The sequence below is a fragment of the Pseudomonas sp. Tn43 genome, from assembly GCF_014192635.1.
Taxonomy (GTDB): Bacteria; Pseudomonadota; Gammaproteobacteria; order Pseudomonadales; family Pseudomonadaceae; genus Aquipseudomonas.
The window spans coordinates 56053-74548 of the sequence record NZ_JACHYG010000012.1 but is presented as its reverse complement, the minus strand read 5'-3'; the positions used below and the strand labels follow the sequence as shown (position 1 = coordinate 74548).

Here is an 18496-nt window from a genome sequence, read left to right as displayed (position 1 = left end):
CAGCTCATGCTCAAAACCCTCGCGGTGGCCAATTACCGCTCGATCAATAAATTGGTGATTCCACTTGGCCGTTTGAACTTGATCACCGGCCCCAACGGCAGCGGCAAATCCAATCTACCAGTCTGCATCCGGACCTGTTGCCGACGCTGGCGCGCTTGATCATTCGAGCGTCCGGGCAGTGTCAGGTGTGGGTGGTGTCTCATGCGCGACGGTTGATCTTGGCGTTGCAGCAAGACCCGGAATGCAATTGCATTGTGCTGGAAAAGGATTTCGGCCAGACCGGGATGCTCGGGCAGCGGATGCTGGATGAGCCGGCGTGGTGTTGGCCGGATTGAGCAGCGTCTTCTCTGGCTGTTTGTTGCGGCAATGTAAGACGGCTATTTTCCTTTGCGCTGTAGGAAGGATCTTTTTTTCAAGACAGCCCTCCAAGGATGCACAGCTTTTGGCCAGACTCAGGGCCGAACCATCACAAGGAAGAGAAAAATGGCTGACATACACGTGCCACAGCAGCTGGATCCGCAAGATATTGTGAAATGGCTGGTGGCGTTGCGCAAAGCGCTGAAGGCGCGGGCGGCCTGAAACTTTAAAGCAAAAGATCGCAGCCTCGTTTCACTCGACAGCTCCTACATTGAAATGCAGATCCCTGTAGGAGCTGTCGAGTGAAACGAGGCTGCGATCTTTTGATCTTGGCCTAACAAAAAACGCCAACGCTGTAGTAGCCGCCGGCGTTGAAACTTTGAAGAGGTTTGACGGCGGTCGATCAGAACGCCGGCAGTACCGCGCCGCTGTATTTCTTGTCGATGAATGCCTTCACTTCCGGGCTGGTCAGGGCTTTGGCCAGTTTCTGGATGGCGACGTTGTCCTTGTTGTCCGGGCGCGCCACCAGGTAATTCACGTAAGGCGAATCGGCACCTTCGATCACCAGTGCATCTTTAGCCGGGTTCAGGCCTGCGTCCAGCGCATAGTTGGTGTTGATCATGGCCAGGTCGACCTGATCCAGAACACGCGGCAGCATGGCCGATTCCAGCTCCTTGAACTTGAACTTGTGCGGGTTCTTGGCGATGTCTTTCGGGGTGGCCACGGCGTTTTTCGGATCTTTCAACTCGATCAGGCCGGCCTTCTGCAACAGGATCAGGGCACGGCCGCTATTGCTGCCTTCGTTGGGAATGGCGATGGTTGCGCCGTCTTTCAGCTCAGCCAGGCTTTTGACTTTCTTCGAGTAGCCGCCAAACGGTTCGACGTGTACACCGATCACGGTCACCAGATTAGTGCCTTTGCCTTCGTTGAAGTTTTTCAGGTACGGCAGGGTCTGGAAGTAGTTGGCGTCCAGACGCTTCTGGTCGACCTGCACGTTTGGTTGAACGTAATCGGTGAAGACTTTGATCTCCAGGTCCACGCCTTCTTTGGCGAGGGTCGGCTTGATCAGTTCAAGAATTTCGGCATGTGGAATCGGGGTCGCCGCCACCACCAGTTTCTCGCCAGCCTGGGCCAGGCCCGCAGTCAGGGCAGCCGCCAATGCGGTAAACAACAGAACCTTTTTCATGCAGTGTCCTTATCGAAATTCGCGGCCATCATCGACGACGGCTGATTAGTACGAGTGCCAGTGAAGTGCTATCGCTGGCGTGACGCGGACAATACCGGGATTTTTTATTCCCGAACAATATCTTTTATTCACTTTGATATTCCATTTTGTTCATACAGATCTAACTCCCGCAAATCCCTGTAGGAGCGGGCGGTGCGGCGATCCGACTTGCCCACGAAGGCGCCCTCCAGACAGACCGAGTCGCCTGCTTCGCGAGCAAGCTTCGCTCCTACAGAAGCCCGGTGGTTTTGAGTAGTTGTTTCAAGGCGTCTTTCTCGGCGGCGGAGCCGTTGCCGAGTATCTGTTTGAGTTGCTGCTCGATCTGTAGCAGCGAAACGGGTGCCTCGGGCAAATTCAAATGCTGCGGCAAAATCTCCTCACCGGTACTCACCAACAACGCAAAGTGAATGACGTTCTCCAGCTCCCGGGTATTGCCCGGCCAGCTGTGCTGTTCGAGCAGACGCTGCGCAGTGTCGCTGATCAATGGCACCGGCAGAGCGAGGCGTTGGCTGTAGATGCCGAGGAAGTATTCGGCCAGCGACAAAATATCACCCACCCGTTCGCGCAAGGCCGGCAGTTCGAGCAGGCCTTCACTGAGGTAGTGATAAAGGCGCTCATGGAACTTTCCGGCAGCCACCGCTTGAGCCAGATCGATACTGGTGGCAGCCACCAGACGTACGTCCACCGGGCTTGGCTGCTGAGCACCAACGCGGGTGACTTCGTGGTTTTCCAGGGCTGCCAGTAATTTGATCTGAATGGGTAACGGCAAGTCGCCGATCTCGTCCAGATAGAGCGTGCCGCCATTGGCCGAACCGAACCAGCCAGCGCGACTGCTGGCCGAACCGCTGTAACTGCCGGCGGCATAGCCGAACAGTTCAGCGTCGGCGTAAGTCGGGCTGATCGCCCCGCAATTGACTGAAACGAACAATCCACCCCGGTCACTGGCGCGATGGATGTGCCGCGCCAGCAGTTCTTTACCGCTGCCGCTTTCACCGCGAATCAACACCGAGATCGAGCGTGGCGCCAATTGTTCCAGCTCCTGGCGCAACTGTCGGGAACGCGGATCGACAAATACCAACGCTTTGGCGCGAATGCTCAGCGGGCTTTTTTCCGCGTCAGGAAAGGTCAGCAGTGGCTGACCGAAGGTTTCATGCAGGCTCATGGCAGACTCCCGCCCCAAAACCGCTGGGAGGCGGGGGCGTTTTTTAGAAGAATAAAGGGTTCAAGCGCGACGCAGGGCGTGCTGTTCCATGCGGTTTTGCAGACGATAGAGGTACGCAAAACCTTGCTCCCAGCGCTGGTGACCGGACTTCACGTTGATGTGCCCAGCCCCCGATAAAATCCCCACCTCGGCCCCCCAATTGCAGGCCAGCTCCATCGCCCGGGGCGCACTCACGGCGCTGTCGTTATCGGAGCTGACAACCTGACTGGGGAACGGCAACAACGTTGTCGGAATCGGCGCAAAATTACGCAAGGCCGGCGCGCAGGCCGGGCGCTCGACGTCCGCTGGCGCAACCAGCAAAGCACCACGCACCTGGCGCAGAGAATTCAGTGGCGCCGTGGCCGCCCAATGGGCGACGGTGATGCAGCCCAGGCTGTGGGCAATCAGAATCACTGGCGTGCTGTCGGCGGCAATCGTCTCGGCCAGTGCCGCGACCCAGTCTTCGCGACGAGGCGTCAGCCAGTCGGCCTGCTCCACCCGTGCACTGTTGGGCAGGCTGTTCTGCCAATGGGTTTGCCAATGATCTTCTGGCGATCCTTGCCAGCCCGGCACAATCAGGTAGCGAATTGATTCGTTGCGCATGGGGAAACTCTCCTGCCGCGTGTCTGTTCGTGACCGAGTATAGGGAGGAGAGTTATATTCGTTAAGGAATAAGAAGCTATTTATTAAGACCAATATAGAATATTGAGGAATGTAGGAGCGAGCCTCTGTGGCGAGGGGGCTTGCCCCCGTTAGACTCCGTAGCAGTCGTAAACTGATCTAAGGGGCGCTTCGCACCCCAACGGGGGCAAGCCCCCTCGCCACAGAGCTTCCACAGGGTTGGCCTTGGAATAAAAAAGGGACCGCACCCTGCCAAGGAGACGGCCCCGGAAACTCGAATGCGGTTAGCGCTGATCAACAGGCTGCGACTCAATAATTGGCTGAATCGGCTATCCGATAAAGGAATATTTAATTCACTTTATAGGCCGAAAATGCATATGCGAATCGCTGCTTGGGTCACACCGTATCGTTCCTTTGGGTCAAATTGATGACCAGCATTTGAGTTTCCGGTTACATCATCAAACCTGAGCGACAGGCACCTTCTGCGTCTCGGGGGTTTCCTTGCGCACAAAGCGGTTCGCCCGCCCGAATGTGCCGAAATCATTGAACCGCACGCCCATCTCGCGCATCACCTTATGCGCCACGGGCACGGTCATCTGCCGAATGTAAAACGGCTCCTTCACCACAAAATGATGGATCCCGTGGCTGCTGCCGAAGTTGAAGCAAAATGCTTGTAACGGCCACATCCACCAAGGGTTCAATACTTGTGTCTGCTGGATCACATTGCCGGGTTCCACGTCACCGTAGTAATGCATGTTCGAGCTGACAAAATGCAGGCAGAACGTGCGCAATACGTTCGGACCGATAATCACCACGACCGCGATGTCGATCACCTGCATCACCGCCAAAATAGTCGCTGACCATTCGACGGGCGCCCCCAGCAGATGGGCAATGCCGTTGGCGGCGTGAAAACCGAGAAACACGTACCACGCCCCCCAATGCACCAGCGCCAGCGGTGCGTAAACCTTCAGAAAACGTTTGAGGATGCTGAACTTGTGCGCTCGGGTCTTGGCCCGCAGCAGGCGGATGAACGCCGACATCACGTTGTCGCCGACCATCAACAGCCGCGCGATTCCCCACGGCTCACCGTTGGTGATCGCCCGCTCTTCCATGTCGGCTTCGGTGCCGGACACTTTGTGATGGTTGAGGTGCAAATGACGGCGAATCCAGGGATTGATGGTGCTCGGTCGCGCCAGCCATACCAGGCCCATCATCAGATTGTGCGGCACCCGCTGTTTGCGGAAATACATGCTGTGGATCAGGTCATGCTCCAGCTCGTGGGTCAGCGAGGCGAAAAATGCATTGAGCAACAGGCACACCCACCAGGCCATGTACCCGGTGATGTAAAGCGCTGCGCAACCGATCATGCCGGCCAACGCGAAGGCCAGAATGCCCGCGCCCAAGGCGTCCTGATGGTTAAGAATCGGGTAGCGCTGACGCAGTTCGACGCCTTTGGCCAATACTACCTGGCGAATATGCGCTGATCGCTGTGCTGCATTCAGTCGCTGGTGACTTGCACAACTACCGTCCATGCTTTCATCCTCTGGTTATTGATGTTCGCATCCTGCCTTGCGATGCTGTACAGAGCGGTAGCCGTGAACGCCAACCTGTTGACCGGACGCGCCATTCAACATGACTGAACCGACTTCCCTCGCCAGCTGGACCCGTGCCCTGCGCAAGCAGCTCGAAGCGCTGGGGCTCGACAGCACAACCCTGTGCCAGCAGGCGGGGCTTGACCCGCACTTGATGGACGACCCGAACGCCCGTTACCCGTTGTCCGCCACCACGCGCCTGTGGCAAATCGCGGTGCAGGTCAGCGGCGATCCGGCGATTGGCTTGCGCGTCTCGCGTTTCGTCAGCCCCACCACCTTTCATGCGCTGGGTTATGCGCTGGTGGCCAGTGGCAGCCTGCGGGAGGTCTTCGAACGCATCGTGCGTTATCACCAAGTGGTCAGCAACGCACTGGATCTGGAACTGATCCGCGCCGAAGATCGTTACTACTTCCGCCTGAAAATCCCCCCAGGCAACCCCGCGCCAGCCTTCGAGGCCATCGACGCCTTCGCGGCGATTTACGTGCGTACCTGCCGCAATCGCCTGGGCCGTGACTACGCCCCGCTGGCGGTTTACCTGCGCCGTCCGGAACCGGCCGACCCGCATCAATGGCACAAAGTGTTCCGCTCGCCGGTGTATTTCAACGCTGATGAAGACCGACTGGAGTTCGCCCTGGTGGATTTCGACAGTCACCTGGACGACGCCAACGCGGAGCTGGCCGAGCACAACGAAACCGTGCTCAAACGCACCCTGGCGCAACTCAAACCCCTGACCTGGGAACGCAAGGTTCGCGACGCCATTGAAGAGCAATTACCCGAAGGCGAACCATCGGCCGATCGCATCGCCCAGGCGCTGCACTTGAGTCTGCGCAGCCTGCAACGGCACCTGGCGGATGAAGGTTGTCGGTTCGATACGCTGCTCAATGAAAGCCGGGAGAACCTGGCGCTGCTGCACCTGCGCGATCCACTGTGTTCGTTAGGCGAAATCAGTTATCTGCTGGGGTTCGCCGATACCAGCAGCTTCAGCCGCGCATTCAAACGCTGGACCGGGATGACGCCGGGGCAGTTTCGGGATGGGTTGCAGTGACAGATTCGAAAGGTGCTTCGAGTTTCTCTTGGCGGGCAAGCCTCGCTCCTACGGGATTTATGTCGTTCTGACGGTCACAGATCCCCTGTAGGAGCGAGGCTTGCCCGCGAAAGCGTCATTCAATTCAGCGCATGCCATCAACGTTTACGCCGCAATACCTTGCGCACCCGCTTCACCAGCTCACTGACGGCAAACGGCTTGAGCAGGTAATCATCTTCATGCAATTCCAACCCGCGCAGCCGGTCTTCGATGCCGTCCTTGGTGGTGAGGAGCAGCACCGGCGTGTCGCCGAGCTTGCGGATCTGCTGCAGCAATTGCCAGCCGTTGAGCCCCGGCAGCATCACGTCGAGGATGATCAGTTCGTATTCACCGGACTCGATAAAGCGCCGGCCGTCCATGCCATTGAGCGCCACATCCACCGCGTAACTCGCTTCGCTCATGCCTTTGGCCAGGAGGCTGGCGGTCTCGGGTTCGTCTTCCACTAGCAACACACGCATGGCACACCTCGATTGTCGTCGTCACAGGCTAGGCGCGTTCGCGGATAAAGCCCATCAATAACATGGCGATCTTTTTTAGATCACCACCAACGCTCGCAACCGCTCGGCGTCAAGAATCTCGATCTCGCCATACTTGAGATTCAGGATTCCTTGCCCCTGCAAATCCTTGAGGAGCTGGTTGGTGGTCTGGCGCGACAACGACAACATCGACGCCAGTTGCTCCTGAGGCAATTGCAGAACACGGCGCGGCGGATCCAGTTCGCCGTAACCCTCGGCGATCATCAGCAAGCGATGCGCCAGGCGCGCCGGGGCTGGCATCAGGCTGAGCTGTTCGAGGTTGATGAAGGTCAGGCGCAGTTTGTGGCTCATCAGCAACGCCAGTTGCCGCCAGTAAACCGGTTGTTGGTCGAGTAGCTTCAGCAGCGTCGCTTGCGGGATGTGCAACAGGCTGCACTGGCCAACGGCATAAGCATCGTGGGTTCGCGGCTGGCCATCGAACAGGCAGATTTCGCCAAACCAGTGCGGCGGCTCCACCAGGCTCAGCAGCGCCTCCTTGCCCTGCTCGCTCACCGCGCCAATGCGCACCGCCCCTTCAAGGACTGCATACAACCCGCACGGCGGATCTCCGCGTTTGAAGAGCAATTGCCCCGACGCCAGATGCCGAACCCGGGCCGCAGCCAGCAGACTATCCTTTAAGAGAACAGGTAAATGACTGAACCACTGCCCCGTCTCCAGGCGCGAACGCCAAACCTGCATACCCATGAAAACTCCTGGAAATTGTCGCCTGGCTGACAGAGCGAGAGATGAAACCCGGGGCATCATCCATCAACCCTACAGGAGGAATAACAATGAAAAGCCTCGTTGATCATCTCAGTCAATACGCCGCCTACCATCGTGACCCGCGCAATATTGCCAGCCACTTTATCGGTATCCCGCTGATTGTAGTGGCGGTTGCGGTCTTGCTGTCTCGGCCACAATGGGGCGCAGGCTGGGTATCGCCGGCAATGCTGGTGGCGATGGCATCGGCGTGGTTTTACCTGCGCCTGGAGGTCCGTCTTGGGGTATTGATGACCGTGCTGCTCGGTCTGTGCATTTGGGCGGGTCAGGTTCTTGCGCAGCAAAGTACGCTGGTCTGGCTCGCCAGCGGCATCGGGATGTTTGTGTTGGGGTGGGCCATTCAGTTTGTCGGTCATTATTACGAGGGACGCAAACCGGCGTTTGTCGATGACGTGACGGGGCTGATTGTCGGGCCGTTGTTTGTGGTGGTTGAGTTGGCGTTTTTGCTCGGGATGCGGCGTGAACTGAAAGAGCAGATCGAGGCGCGAGTGGGTGGTGTGCGTTTGCGTCAGAAAGATGCGGCGGCGTAGGACGCCATCGCGGGCAAGCCCGCTCCCACAGTGAGCTGTGTCGTTCACAAATCCCCTGTGGGAGCGGGCTTGCCCGCGATGCTTTTGCCCTTAAATGTTGGCGACTTTCTGCCAGACCTTCGGCTTGAAGAACAGCGTCTCGCCCTTGGCCAATCCGACCAGGCTGTCGTGGTCTTTCACCACTTCAGCTTCGATCAGCTCGCTCTGGCCTTCGACCTTCAACGTCACCCGCGTGGTTGCGCCCAGCGGACGTATATCCCGCACTTGCGCCGCGTGGTGATCTTCCAGTTCATGCCGCGACAGCGACACTTCATGAGGGCGGAACAGCACGTGCCGGTCTTCGCCCAAATGCAGACGGTTCGAGTCGCCAAGGAAGTGATAAACGAAATCGCTGGCCGGGTTTTCGTAAACATCGCCCGGTGAGCCGATCTGCTCGATCACGCCCTTGTTCATCACCACGATCCGGTCGGCGACTTCCATCGCTTCTTCCTGGTCGTGGGTCACGAACACCGAGGTCAGGTTGATGTCTTCGTGCAGCCGTGCAAGCCAGCGACGCAGCTCTTTACGGACCTTGGCGTCGAGGGCGCCGAAGGGTTCGTCGAGCAGCAAGACTTTCGGCTCGACCGCCAAGGCGCGGGCCAATGCAATGCGCTGGCGCTGGCCACCGGAGAGTTGTTCCGGGTAGCGATCGGCCAACCAATCCAGTTGCACCATGTTCAGCAGCTCGTGGACTTTAGCCGCGATCTGGCTCTCATTCGGACGCTGGTTTTTCGGCTTCATGCGCAGGCCGAACGCAACGTTATCGAACACCGTCATGTGGCGGAACAAGGCGTAATGCTGGAACACAAAACCGACGTTGCGATCGCGCACATCGTGACCGGAGACGTCTTCACCGTGGAACACGATGTTGCCCTGATCCGGGGTTTCCAGGCCGGCAATGATTCGCAGCAACGTGGTCTTGCCGCAGCCGGACGGGCCGAGCAGCGCCACCAGCTCGCCGCTTTGAATGTCCAGGCTGATGTTGTCCAGCGCCTTGAACGCGTGGAAGTTTTTGCTGACGTTACGCACTTCGATCGACATGACTTATTCCTCCGCGGCGCTGGCGCGCAGGCGGTTGATACGGTTTTCGCTCCACTGCTTGAGCAGCAGGATCAAGAGCGCCAGGATCAGCAACAGGCTCGCCACGGCGAACGCCGCCACGTGGTTGTATTCGTTGTAGAGGATCTCGACGTGCAGCGGCAGGGTGTTGGTCACCCCGCGAATGTGCCCGGAAACCACCGACACCGCACCGAACTCACCCATGGCCCGGGCTGTGCACAGCACCACGCCATAGATCAGGCCCCATTTGATATTGGGCACGGTGACGTGCCAGAACATCTGCCAGCCATTGGCGCCAAGCAGGCGCGCAGCCTCTTCTTCCTGGGTGCCTTGTTCCTGCATCAGCGGGATCAGCTCACGGGCCACGAACGGCACGGTGACGAAAATCGTCGCCAGCACGATGCCCGGCAAGGCGAACACGATCTGGATGTCGTGGTCTTGCAACCACGGGCCGAACAGGCCCTGGGCGCCGAACATCAATACATAGACCAGACCGGCAATCACCGGCGACACCGAGAACGGCAAATCGATCAGCGTCACCAGCATGCTCTTGCCGCGGAACGAATATTTACTCACGCACCATGCCGCGCTGACACCGAACACCAGGTTCAGCGGCACCGAGATCAGCACCGCAATCACGGTAAGTTTCAACGCCGACAAGGCGTCCGGCTCGAAGATCGCGGTGAAGAACGCACCCAGGCCCAGCTTCAGGCCTTGGGACACCACGATGAACAACGGCAATAACAGAAACAGCGCGAAGATCAGCCAGCCGAGGCCGATCAAGACTCGCCGCGAGGTGGCACTGCCACGGCGGGCGGCGTTCGAGGAGGCTGCTGCGATAGACGATTGGGACATTTTTGCGCCTCCTTATGGGGTTTCGATGCGCCGCTGCAGCAAATTGATCAGCAGCAACAGGACAAAGGAAACCACCAGCATCAGTACACCAATGGAGGTGGCGCCGGTGTAATCGTACTGGTCGAGCTTGACCATGATCAGCAGTGGCAGAATTTCGGTTTTCATCGGCATGTTGCCGGCGATGAAAATCACTGAACCATACTCGCCGACCCCGCGGGCAAAGGCCAAGGCAAAACCGGTCAGCCAGGCTGGCAGCAGCGCGGGCATCAGAATATGCCGGAAAACCTGCAACGGTTTCGCCCCCAGGCAAGCCGCCGCTTCCTCCACTTCACGGGGAATATCGGCCAGTACGGGCTGTACCGTACGTACCACGAATGGAAGCGTCACAAACGTCAGCGCCAAGGTGATGCCGAGGGGGGTATAGGCGATCTTGAAACCCAAGTCCGCCGCGAACTGACCCACCAGGCCGGTGGGGGTGTACAGCGCGGTCAGCGCGATACCGGCCACCGCCGTGGGCAAAGCAAAGGGCAAGTCGATCATCGCGTCGATGACTTTGCGTCCGGGGAAGGTGTAGCGCACCAGCACCCAGGCCAGCAGCGTGCCAATGATGCCGTTGATGATCGCGGCACAGAGCGCGGTGCCGAAGCTCAGCTTCAGCGCCGCCAGCACCCGTGGCGCCGAGATGATCGCCCAGAACTGGTCCCAGGTCAGTTGAGCGGCATGCACGAACATCGCCGCCAGTGGAATGAGCACAATCAGGCTGAGGTACACCAAGGTGTAGCCCAGCGTCAGCCCGAAGCCGGGTATGACGGGGGAGATACGACGTGACATAAAAGTCCTTGGTTGAAAACGCGCTAAGCCCCGACGGTGAAATCGGGGCCCGTTAGCCAATGCCAGCCAGTTAAGGATTTGGACACCGCAGCCCTTGTGGGAGCGAGCCCGCTCGCGATAGCGGCGGGTCAGCCAACATTTATGCTGAATGTACCGCCGTCATCGTGAGCAAGCACCTTAACTGCCTGGAATCAGGTCCATTGACTACTCCATCTCAAGTTACTGCGCCTGATAAATCTGGTCGAACACGCCACCGTCATTGAAGAATTTCGGTTGTGCGGTTTTCCAGCCGCCGAAATCCTTGTCGATGGTCACCAGCTCCAGTGTCGGGAACTGTTTGGCGTACTTGGCGGCCACCTCCTTGTCACGTGGACGATAGAAGTTTTTCGCTGCGATTTCCTGGCCGGCCGGGCTGTACAGGTGTTTGAGGTACGCTTCGGCGATCTCGGTGTTGCCTTTTTTCTCGGCGTTCTTGTCGACCACGGCCACCGGTGGTTCGGCCAGGATCGACAGCGAAGGCACGACGATGTCGAATTTGTCAGCGCCGCCATCTTCTTTCAAGGCCAGGAAGGCTTCGTTTTCCCACGCCAGCAACACGTCGCCCTGACCGTTGTTGACGAAGGTGATGGTCGAGCCGCGAGCGCCGGTGTCCAGCACAGGCACGTGTTTGAACAGCGTCTGCACGTACTCTTTGGCCTTGGCTTCGTTACCGCCGTTGGCTTTCAAACCGTAGGCCCAGGCTGCAAGGAAGTTCCAGCGTGCGCCGCCGGAGGTTTTCGGGTTCGGGGTGATGACTTCCACACCGTTTTTGGTCAGGTCGCCCCAGTCCTTGATGCCTTTCGGGTTGCCTTTGCGCACCAGGAACACGATGGTCGAGGTGTAAGGCGTGCTCGCCTCCGGATGGCGCTTCTGCCAGTCGGCCGGCAGGCTTTTGCCGAGCTTGGCGATTTCGTCGATGTCACCGGCCAGGGCCAGGGTCACTACGTCGGCCCGCAGACCGTCGATCACCGCCCGGGCCTGCTTGCCCGAACCACCGTGGGACTGCTGAATTTTCACGTTGTCGCCCGCGTGGTCTTTTTTCCAGAAGTTGATGAACTCGGCGTTGTACTCCTGGTACAGCTCACGGGTCGGGTCGTACGACACGTTGAGCAACTCGTAATCCTTGGCAACCGCGGAACCGGCAAAAAGGGCACTGGCCAGAGCGGCCAAAGCAAAATGACGAATCGACGACATGGTGAAAGCTCCTGGAATTCTTGGTGTGTTGGCTTTTCTTATGGATTTCTGGAATCGGGTTGCCTGTTCAAAGATCGCAGCTTTCGGCGGCGCCCACAGGCGCGCAGGAGCTGCCGCAGGCTGCGATCTTTTGATCTTCGCTTCAGCTCGGCTTGTTGCCCGGATTCTGCAAACGAAATTTCTCCTTGCGCTCAATCTGAACCACCTGGGCGTTGTGCACGGTGATCTCCACCGCACCAAAGCGCAGATCGCGCAAAGCGCTCTGGATCTCTCGCAAAATGGTGGCTTCGTCCTGCCCGTCAACACTACGTAGGGATGCGCTCATGGTGTTGCTCCTTGATGAGATGTGCCTGGCAGTAGCGGCACTGCTTACGGCGTGAGAGCAATAGTAGATAGGCGCAGATATTCTTAAAAAGACTATTTAAGAATTTTTATATAACCAAAGTTAATTATTGGTGATGCAGGATTGCGGGGGACGACGCACAAAACCCTGTGGCGAGGGGGCTTGCCCCCGTTCGGCTGCGCAGCAGACGCAAAAATTTGGGGCCGCTACGCGACCCAACGGGGGCAAGCCCCCTCGCCACAAAAAGCAGATCCGGCGCTCATCCCATCTCTGGCGCCCGGGCCCAATCCAATGATGCCGCCGGCACTGGCCGCCCGAACCAGTACCCTTGCCCCAGATCGCAGTTGTGTTCGAGCAGAAAACTCGCCTGCTCGACCTGCTCGATCCCTTCGGCATGCACTTGCAGCCCCATGCTCTGCGCCAGCGCAATAATCACCCGCACAATTGCCACGTCATCCTCATCACCTGGCAACCCGGCGACAAATCCCTGATCGATCTTGAGCTTTTGCACCGGTAATCGCTTGAGCCGCAGCAACGAGGAATAGCCCGTACCGAAATCATCAATGGCCAGTCGCACGCCCAGTTCGCGCAAGCGATGCATTTGTTCCAGCGCCACTTCCGGGTCTTCCATTACTGCGCTTTCGGTGACTTCCAGCTCCAGATACGCTGGATCCAGACCCGTGTCGTGAAGCACCTGAGCCACCTGCTGATACAACTCACGGCGGGCGAACAGGCGAGAAGAAACATTCACCGCGACAAACGACAGCACGATGCCCGCCGCTTGCCACTGGCACATCTGCTGACAGGCCTGGCGCATGATCCAGGCATCGATCTCGGCAATCAGCCCGGTGCGCTCGGCGATGGGGATGAATTCAGCCGGCGACACCAGGCCACGTTGCGGATGCTCCCAGCGCACCAGCGCCTCGACCCCGATCAGGCGACGGGTTTTGAGGTCATGCACAGGCTGGTAATACACCCGCAATTGCTGCAGTTCCAGCGCTCGGCGCAATTGGAACGCGATCTCGACGCGCTGCTGGGCATGCGCCGTCAACTCTTCGGTGTAGAGGGCATAGCCGTCGCGGCCAGCGCTTTTGGTTTTGAACAGCGCCGAATCGGCGTTGCGCAATAGCTGCTCGGCGCTCAAGGCATCACTGGGGAACAGACTGATGCCAATGCTGGCGTTGATGAACAATGAATGCCCGTCGATCTGGAACGGCTCTTTAAGGCCATCGATGACCCGCTGGGCCAATGCCGCAGCGTGCCCCGGTTGCGGGCAGTCTTCAGCCAATACGGCAAATTCGTCACCACTGAGCCGTGCCAGCGTGATGCCCGGGTCGAATAAGCTGTTCAGGCGCTCGGATATGGCCTTGAGCAACTGATCACCCACATTGTGACCGAGACTGTCATTGATCAACTTGAAATGATCGAGGTCGATCATCAGCAATGCACAACCACGCTTATGGACCTGCGCCGAAGCCACGGCCTGCCCGGCACGGTCGGTGAGCAGCAGGCGATTGGGCAGATCGGTCAGCGGATCGTGATGGGCCAGGTGCATCAGCTCATGTTCGGAGTTTTTGATTGCGCTGATGTCGGAAAACACTGCGACGTACTGGCTGAGCTGCCCCTGTTCGTCGCGAATAAGGCGGATTGTCTGCCATTGTGGGTAGATCTCGCCGCTTTTACGTCGATTCCAGATTTCCCCGCTCCATTCGCCGACGCCGTTGAGCGTCGCGAACATCGTCTGGTAAAAATCTTCCGGGTGATGGCCCGACTTGAACATGTTCGGTCGCTGCCCCAGCACTTCTTCACGCTGATAGCCAGTGATTTCCATGAATGCCCGGTTCACATGGACGATCAATCCTTTGCTATCTGTGACCAGCACCCCTTCACGGGTGCAATCGAACACCGCTGCCGCCTGACGCAAACGTTCCCGGTCGGCATTACGCTCGCGTAATTTGGCGCCGATGCCCAGGCAGCGAAACAATCGTGCCCGCGCAATAAAGATCAGACCGGCACTGAACACGACCCAGGCATAGCCGTTGATCAGCTGCCAGCGCAGCAGATCGGCGGGATCATCGAAGAACCTGTTCAATAAATGACCACTCAACTGGAGCCAGGCGGCGGAAAGCACCAGATAGAGCAGCGCTGCACGCAAAGCATCGCGATAAGTGGCTGACATTAGAGCGTCCATGTCCCTGTAAAAAGGCTGGAATTATAGATTAAAGACACATCCAGCCACTCTTATCTGAAAGGGCGACTGGTTTTATCTGTGGGCTAAGTGATAATGCAACGGCTGTTTTTTTCTTTATCGAGGGTCCTATAGGCTATGTGGTACGAAGGTTTTCTTGGCTTATCGCCCTGGTCACTGGTGGCAGTCACCCTACTGATGACCCACGTGACGATCGTCGGTGTCACGGTTTATCTGCATCGCTATTCAGCCCATCGCTCGCTTGAGCTCAATGCCGGCCTGAAACATTTCTTCCGCTTCTGGCTGTGGTTGACCACGGCGCAGAACACTCGCGAGTGGACAGCTATCCACCGTAAACACCATGCCAAATGCGAAACCGTCGATGACCCGCACAGCCCAGTCATCAAGGGGCTGTCCACCGTTCTGCGCAAAGGCGCCGAGCTGTACCGCGCCGAAGCGGAAAACCCCGAGACCCTGCGCATCTACGGCAAGAACTGCCCCGAAGACTGGATTGAACGCAACCTCTACAGCCGTTTTCCGCTGCTGGGCGTGGCGATCATGGGCGTCATCGACCTGCTGCTGTTCGGCACCATCGGCATCACCATCTGGGCCATCCAGATGATGTGGATCCCGGTGTGGGCCGCCGGCGTGGTCAATGGCCTGGGCCATGCCATCGGCTACCGCAACTTCGAATGCCGCGATGCCGCGACCAACCTGGTGCCGTGGGGCATCCTGATCGGCGGCGAAGAACTGCATAACAACCATCACACTTACCCCAACTCCGCCAAACTGTCGGTTAAAAAATGGGAATTCGATCTCGGCTGGGCCTGGATCCAGGTCTTCAGCTTTCTGCGTCTGGCCAAGGTCCAGCGGGTTGCGCCGATCGCCCACCGTGTTGAAGGCAAAGGCAACCTGGACATGGACACCGCCATGGCGATCCTCAACAACCGCTTCCAGATCATGGCCCAGTATCGCAAGCTGGTGATCGCGCCGCTGGTCAAGCAAGAGCTGGAAAAGGTCGATCACTCGGTCCGTCACCAGTTCCACCGGGCCAAGCGTTTGCTCTCGCGGGAAACCAGTCTGCTGGACGACAAGCACCATATGCGCATCCAGACCATGCTCGAGCACAGCCAGGCACTGAAGGTAATTTACGAGAAACGCCTGGCCTTGCAGCAGATCTGGGTCAAGACCAGCTCAAATGGTCACGACATGCTGGCCGCCATCAAGGATTGGGTACACGAGGCCGAGGCCAGCGGGATTCAATCCCTGCGTGACTTCGCCGACCAGTTGAAAACCTACTCCCTGCGCCCTGCCAACGCCTGACCCTCTGATGACGGCTTGCCCCTGTATAAGGGGCTCGCCTGTGGGTAAGGCGTGCCTGTGGCGAGGGGGCTTGCCCCCGTTCGACTGCGTAGCAGTCGCAAAACCTCACAACCCGTTTTAATTAAGAAAACGCGTTACCAGTACCGCCCAGCGGCCCCCAGCCCCCCTACCCGCAAAAAGCGGGAACTTCGCTCCAAATCCCCTATCTCAAAGACACTTCGCCGTCCAGGCGGGCTCTGTTTTTTGGCCGCTGTCGACATAGCGGCATGCCCTTTGAGATTTGTGCCGATGGTCCATAAAAACCTACAAGACACATCCCTTCCACAGTGGCCAGAAGCCGCGCAAACCCTGATGGCGCTGATGCATGCCCAAGGCGAAGTGGCGCGCCTGAGCGAACGCGAACAGCTGTTCAGCTCGCTGCTGGTCAGCGTCAATGCCGTGCTTTGGGCATACAACTGGGAAACCCGCCAGGTACTCTACGTCAGCCCGGCCTATGAACGGATTTTCGGCCGCCCCGCCGGTCTGTTGCTGTCCGACTGCAACCAGTGGCGCGACAGCATCTATCCCGACGATCTGGACTATGCCGAACGCAGCCTGGCACAAGTGCTGGTCAAAGGCGCCGTTGAAGATCGCGAGTACCGCATCGTCGCTGCCGATGGCCAGGTCCGCTGGCTCAGCGACAAGTGTTTCATCAACCGTCAGGCCGAGCCGGGTCAACCGCTGATCATCGTTGGCATTGCCGAAGACATCACCGAAAAAAAGCAGATGCAAGCCGAGCTGCAACACCTGGCCAGCACCGATGTGTTGACCCAAAGCAGCAATCGCCGACACTTTTTCGAATGCGCCCATCGCGAATTCGAGCAGGCGCGACTGAACGGCGCGCCGTTGGCGTTCCTGCTGCTGGACATCGATGACTTCAAAGTAATCAATGACACCCACGGTCATCAGGAGGGCGATAAAGTGCTGCAACGCATCGCCGAGAGCGGTCGCGCGGCCCTGCGGCGTGGTGATCTGTTCGGACGGATCGGCGGCGAAGAATTCGCAGCCGTGTTTCCCGGCTGTGCACCGGACATGGCGATGCAAGTAGCGGAACGCCTGCAACGGGAAATTCAGCGGTTAAGCTTCAGCCATGATGATCAGACCTTTGGCATCACCGTCAGCCAGGGCCTGAGCAGCCTGACATACGAGGATGAAAGCATCGACAGTCTGTTCGCCCGCGCCGATGCGGCGATGTACCAGGCCAAGCGCCAGGGCAAGAACCGCATCATTTCTGGCTGAGCTCGAATTGAAATTCAACGCAAAACTTGTGGGAGCGGGCTTGCCCGCGATGGCGGACTATCAGCCACATCAATGCTGAATGCCAGACCCTCATCGCGGGCAAGCCCGCTCCCACAGGTATTGCATAAAAGTTATTTTTTGCGCAAACGCATCAGTTCCGGCAATCCGATCTTGAGCAACCGCGCTGTGCGGCTCCTGGCCAGTGCCTCGACGCCCTCATGCTCAGTCAGGCGCGCCAGTTGTGCGGCCATGTTCATCACCAGCGCTTCGCGGGAGTAAACCCCGCCACCGAACTGGTAAACCGCCGCAATCAGCTCCCGCAGCTCCAAGGGCAGGCGCCAGCGGGTCCGTAGCGCCGAACCATAGGCCGCGCCGAATTCGGCCAAAGCATCGCCGACTTCCTGCCATTCATCCAGCTCACCGCCGGCCTGCTTCCACTCCTGCAAACAACGCAGCAACGCCAGGTCGCCGAGGCAATGCAGCATGCCTGCGCAATAACAGCGCGCCTGATCCAGATCCAGCAAACGCGCCAGTGTCCGGGCGTATTCGGCGGTGTGCAGCGACAACTCCCAATAACGCTCGGCATAGTCCGCCAGCTGCGGATCGCTGAGCCGGGCACTGCGTTTGAGAGCGAGCCCCAGAATCAGGTTCATGCTTTGCCCGGTGCCCAAGCGTTGCAGCGCCTGGGCCAGGGTTTGCACAGCGACGCCATGATGCTGGGCTGCGCTGTTGGCGGCGGCGATCAGGACAGCGGTAATTTGCGGGTCCGTGCGGATTTCGTCTTCCAGCCGTGTCAGGTCGAGGCCATCGGGATTGAGGCTGCGGTTGATCGCCACCTGCACATCGGTCATCAATGGCGCACCCTCCGCCAGCTCGCGACGTCGCTCCAGGTACACCGACAAGGTCATGCCTGGCGCCAATGACGGCGCCTCGCAGGACACCTCTTCGCCGGCGTTCAGCAGCAAATCCTGCAAGCGCTGGGTCAGGGTTTCGATGTTCAAGGGTTTGGTCAGGTACGCCGTTGGCGCCAGAGGCAAGACTTCGCGCACGCTGGCGCTGTCGTTGCGGCTGCTCATCAGAATGAAGGGCAGCGGCGGATTACGCTTGCGCTGCCGGACATTGCGCAAGACGTTCAGGCCATCGACGCCAGGCAATTCCCAGTCGACGATCACCAGGTCGTAAGGATTTTCCGCCAACAGCTGCAGGGTCTCCTGGCCATCAGCACACAGGTCCAGCCGCGCGTCGCAACGCACATTCAATAACACCTGCTTGAGCAAGTCGCGGGACCAGGGATCGGCCTCGGCAATCAGCACACGCGGCACAGCGGGTAACACCACAGCAGTCATCGCACACTCCAACGGCAATGCTTGCACCTTAGACAATGATGGCCATTCGATACAGCTCAATTGCCTTCGATCTTTTCACGCGGGTACAAAAAAACC

The 18496-nt window shown here is 58.6% G+C and carries 18 protein-coding genes and 1 pseudogene; 6 read left to right on the top strand and 13 right to left on the bottom strand.

Translation table 11 applies throughout. The features are described 5' to 3' along the window. Nucleotides 1-6: 6 nt before the first annotated feature. Both FHW68_RS23530 and FHW68_RS23525 read left to right on the top strand, forming a co-directional pair. Nucleotides 7-159 (top strand): AAA family ATPase, encoded by a 153-nt coding sequence (locus FHW68_RS23530; protein ID WP_143517874.1) that lies wholly within the window; start codon nucleotides 7-9, stop codon nucleotides 157-159. Further along, nucleotides 117-335 (top strand): annotated as a pseudogene (locus tag FHW68_RS23525) (AAA family ATPase); the annotation flags it as partial. The gene FHW68_RS23530 and the pseudogene FHW68_RS23525, both read left to right, overlap by 43 nt. Before the next feature lie 425 nt (nucleotides 336-760). Here FHW68_RS23525 and FHW68_RS23520 read toward each other — a convergent pair. The 4 genes from FHW68_RS23520 to FHW68_RS23505 form a co-directional block, all read right to left on the bottom strand. After that, a complete protein-coding gene (locus FHW68_RS23520; protein WP_095633553.1) occupies nucleotides 761-1543 on the bottom strand; it encodes a MetQ/NlpA family ABC transporter substrate-binding protein in 783 nt (260 codons plus the stop codon). Nucleotides 1544-1811: 268 nt separating this feature from the next. Further along, a complete protein-coding gene (locus tag FHW68_RS23515) occupies nucleotides 1812-2744 on the bottom strand; it encodes a sigma 54-interacting transcriptional regulator (protein WP_095633554.1) in 933 nt (310 codons plus the stop codon). Between the two features lie 60 nt (nucleotides 2745-2804). Continuing rightward, the gene (locus tag FHW68_RS23510) at nucleotides 2805-3386 is read right to left on the bottom strand and encodes an alpha/beta hydrolase (RefSeq protein ID WP_095633555.1); all 582 of its coding nucleotides are present in this window, start codon (nucleotides 3384-3386) and stop codon (nucleotides 2805-2807) included. Between the two features lie 476 nt (nucleotides 3387-3862). After that, on the bottom strand, nucleotides 3863-4936 hold the full coding sequence (locus tag FHW68_RS23505; protein ID WP_095633556.1) for a fatty acid desaturase: 1074 nt from the start codon (nucleotides 4934-4936) through the stop codon (nucleotides 3863-3865). Between the two features lie 100 nt (nucleotides 4937-5036). Between FHW68_RS23505 and FHW68_RS23500 the strand changes: the two genes are divergently transcribed. Beyond that, nucleotides 5037-6041 carry an AraC family transcriptional regulator gene (locus FHW68_RS23500; protein WP_095633557.1) on the top strand — a complete coding sequence of 335 codons (1005 nt, stop codon included), beginning with the start codon at nucleotides 5037-5039 and terminating at the stop codon, nucleotides 6039-6041. 137 nt (nucleotides 6042-6178) lie between these two features. On the opposite strand, the gene FHW68_RS23495 is transcribed toward FHW68_RS23500, so the two are convergent. Next, the gene (locus FHW68_RS23495) at nucleotides 6179-6538 is read right to left on the bottom strand and encodes a response regulator (RefSeq protein WP_095633558.1); all 360 of its coding nucleotides are present in this window, start codon (nucleotides 6536-6538) and stop codon (nucleotides 6179-6181) included. A gap of 75 nt (nucleotides 6539-6613) precedes the next feature. After that, nucleotides 6614-7300 (bottom strand): Crp/Fnr family transcriptional regulator, encoded by a 687-nt coding sequence (locus FHW68_RS23490; RefSeq protein WP_183683342.1) that lies wholly within the window; start codon nucleotides 7298-7300, stop codon nucleotides 6614-6616. Nucleotides 7301-7386: 86 nt separating this feature from the next. Here FHW68_RS23490 and FHW68_RS23485 point away from each other — a divergent pair, with 86 nt between their 5' ends. Further along, a complete protein-coding gene (locus FHW68_RS23485) occupies nucleotides 7387-7905 on the top strand; it encodes a DUF962 domain-containing protein (protein ID WP_095633560.1) in 519 nt (172 codons plus the stop codon). Between the two features lie 90 nt (nucleotides 7906-7995). Here the strand turns inward: FHW68_RS23485 and FHW68_RS23480 are convergent, their stop codons facing one another. The 6 genes from FHW68_RS23480 to dibA form a co-directional block, all read right to left on the bottom strand. After that, the gene (locus tag FHW68_RS23480) at nucleotides 7996-8985 is read right to left on the bottom strand and encodes a sulfate/molybdate ABC transporter ATP-binding protein (protein WP_095633561.1); all 990 of its coding nucleotides are present in this window, start codon (nucleotides 8983-8985) and stop codon (nucleotides 7996-7998) included. Between the two features lie 3 nt (nucleotides 8986-8988). Beyond that, a complete protein-coding gene (gene cysW, locus FHW68_RS23475; RefSeq protein WP_095633562.1) occupies nucleotides 8989-9858 on the bottom strand; it encodes a sulfate ABC transporter permease subunit CysW in 870 nt (289 codons plus the stop codon). Nucleotides 9859-9870: 12 nt separating this feature from the next. Further along, nucleotides 9871-10689, bottom strand: coding sequence for a sulfate ABC transporter permease subunit CysT (gene cysT / locus FHW68_RS23470; RefSeq protein ID WP_095633563.1), 819 nt, complete (start codon nucleotides 10687-10689; stop codon nucleotides 9871-9873). 219 nt (nucleotides 10690-10908) lie between these two features. Then, a complete protein-coding gene (locus FHW68_RS23465; protein ID WP_095633564.1) occupies nucleotides 10909-11922 on the bottom strand; it encodes a sulfate ABC transporter substrate-binding protein in 1014 nt (337 codons plus the stop codon). A 142-nt stretch (nucleotides 11923-12064) separates the two neighbouring features. Then, nucleotides 12065-12247, bottom strand: coding sequence for a sulfur starvation response protein OscA (gene oscA / locus FHW68_RS23460; protein WP_007941032.1), 183 nt, complete (start codon nucleotides 12245-12247; stop codon nucleotides 12065-12067). A 277-nt stretch (nucleotides 12248-12524) separates the two neighbouring features. Further along, nucleotides 12525-14444, bottom strand: a complete 1920-nt coding sequence (dibA, locus tag FHW68_RS23455; protein ID WP_095633565.1) for a phosphodiesterase DibA — start codon at nucleotides 14442-14444, stop codon at nucleotides 12525-12527. Between the two features lie 147 nt (nucleotides 14445-14591). Here dibA and desA point away from each other — a divergent pair, with 147 nt between their 5' ends. Together desA and FHW68_RS23445 are read left to right on the top strand one after the other, a co-directional pair. After that, nucleotides 14592-15776, top strand: a complete 1185-nt coding sequence (gene desA, locus FHW68_RS23450; protein WP_095633566.1) for a delta-9 fatty acid desaturase DesA — start codon at nucleotides 14592-14594, stop codon at nucleotides 15774-15776. A gap of 288 nt (nucleotides 15777-16064) precedes the next feature. Then, nucleotides 16065-17054, top strand: coding sequence for a sensor domain-containing diguanylate cyclase (locus FHW68_RS23445; protein ID WP_095633567.1), 990 nt, complete (start codon nucleotides 16065-16067; stop codon nucleotides 17052-17054). 131 nt (nucleotides 17055-17185) lie between these two features. Here FHW68_RS23445 and FHW68_RS23440 read toward each other — a convergent pair whose 3' ends face one another. Continuing rightward, entirely contained in the window at nucleotides 17186-18400 is a 1215-nt protein-coding gene (locus FHW68_RS23440; protein ID WP_183683340.1) for a response regulator, read from the bottom strand. Between the last annotated feature and the right edge of the window lie 96 nt (nucleotides 18401-18496).

What these genes read in the sequence shown, in the direction of transcription:
- FHW68_RS23445 (WP_095633567.1), top strand. Translation starts at nt 16,065, where the DNA reads ATGGTCCATAAAAACCTACAAGACACATCCCTTCCACAGTGGCCAGAA.
- FHW68_RS23490 (WP_183683342.1), bottom strand. Translation starts at nt 7,300, where the DNA reads ATGGGTATGCAGGTTTGGCGTTCGCGCCTGGAGACGGGGCAGTGGTTC.
- FHW68_RS23530 (WP_143517874.1), top strand. Translation starts at nt 7, where the DNA reads ATGCTCAAAACCCTCGCGGTGGCCAATTACCGCTCGATCAATAAATTG.
- FHW68_RS23440 (WP_183683340.1), bottom strand. Translation starts at nt 18,400, where the DNA reads ATGACTGCTGTGGTGTTACCCGCTGTGCCGCGTGTGCTGATTGCCGAG.
- cysW (WP_095633562.1), bottom strand. Translation starts at nt 9,858, where the DNA reads ATGTCCCAATCGTCTATCGCAGCAGCCTCCTCGAACGCCGCCCGCCGT.
- FHW68_RS23500 (WP_095633557.1), top strand. Translation starts at nt 5,037, where the DNA reads ATGACTGAACCGACTTCCCTCGCCAGCTGGACCCGTGCCCTGCGCAAG.
- oscA (WP_007941032.1), bottom strand. Translation starts at nt 12,247, where the DNA reads ATGAGCGCATCCCTACGTAGTGTTGACGGGCAGGACGAAGCCACCATT.
- FHW68_RS23495 (WP_095633558.1), bottom strand. Translation starts at nt 6,538, where the DNA reads ATGCGTGTGTTGCTAGTGGAAGACGAACCCGAGACCGCCAGCCTCCTG.
- FHW68_RS23520 (WP_095633553.1), bottom strand. Translation starts at nt 1,543, where the DNA reads ATGAAAAAGGTTCTGTTGTTTACCGCATTGGCGGCTGCCCTGACTGCG.
- FHW68_RS23485 (WP_095633560.1), top strand. Translation starts at nt 7,387, where the DNA reads ATGAAAAGCCTCGTTGATCATCTCAGTCAATACGCCGCCTACCATCGT.
- FHW68_RS23505 (WP_095633556.1), bottom strand. Translation starts at nt 4,936, where the DNA reads ATGGACGGTAGTTGTGCAAGTCACCAGCGACTGAATGCAGCACAGCGA.
- cysT (WP_095633563.1), bottom strand. Translation starts at nt 10,689, where the DNA reads ATGTCACGTCGTATCTCCCCCGTCATACCCGGCTTCGGGCTGACGCTG.
- FHW68_RS23465 (WP_095633564.1), bottom strand. Translation starts at nt 11,922, where the DNA reads ATGTCGTCGATTCGTCATTTTGCTTTGGCCGCTCTGGCCAGTGCCCTT.
- desA (WP_095633566.1), top strand. Translation starts at nt 14,592, where the DNA reads ATGTGGTACGAAGGTTTTCTTGGCTTATCGCCCTGGTCACTGGTGGCA.
- FHW68_RS23480 (WP_095633561.1), bottom strand. Translation starts at nt 8,985, where the DNA reads ATGTCGATCGAAGTGCGTAACGTCAGCAAAAACTTCCACGCGTTCAAG.
- FHW68_RS23515 (WP_095633554.1), bottom strand. Translation starts at nt 2,744, where the DNA reads ATGAGCCTGCATGAAACCTTCGGTCAGCCACTGCTGACCTTTCCTGAC.
- dibA (WP_095633565.1), bottom strand. Translation starts at nt 14,444, where the DNA reads ATGTCAGCCACTTATCGCGATGCTTTGCGTGCAGCGCTGCTCTATCTG.
- FHW68_RS23510 (WP_095633555.1), bottom strand. Translation starts at nt 3,386, where the DNA reads ATGCGCAACGAATCAATTCGCTACCTGATTGTGCCGGGCTGGCAAGGA.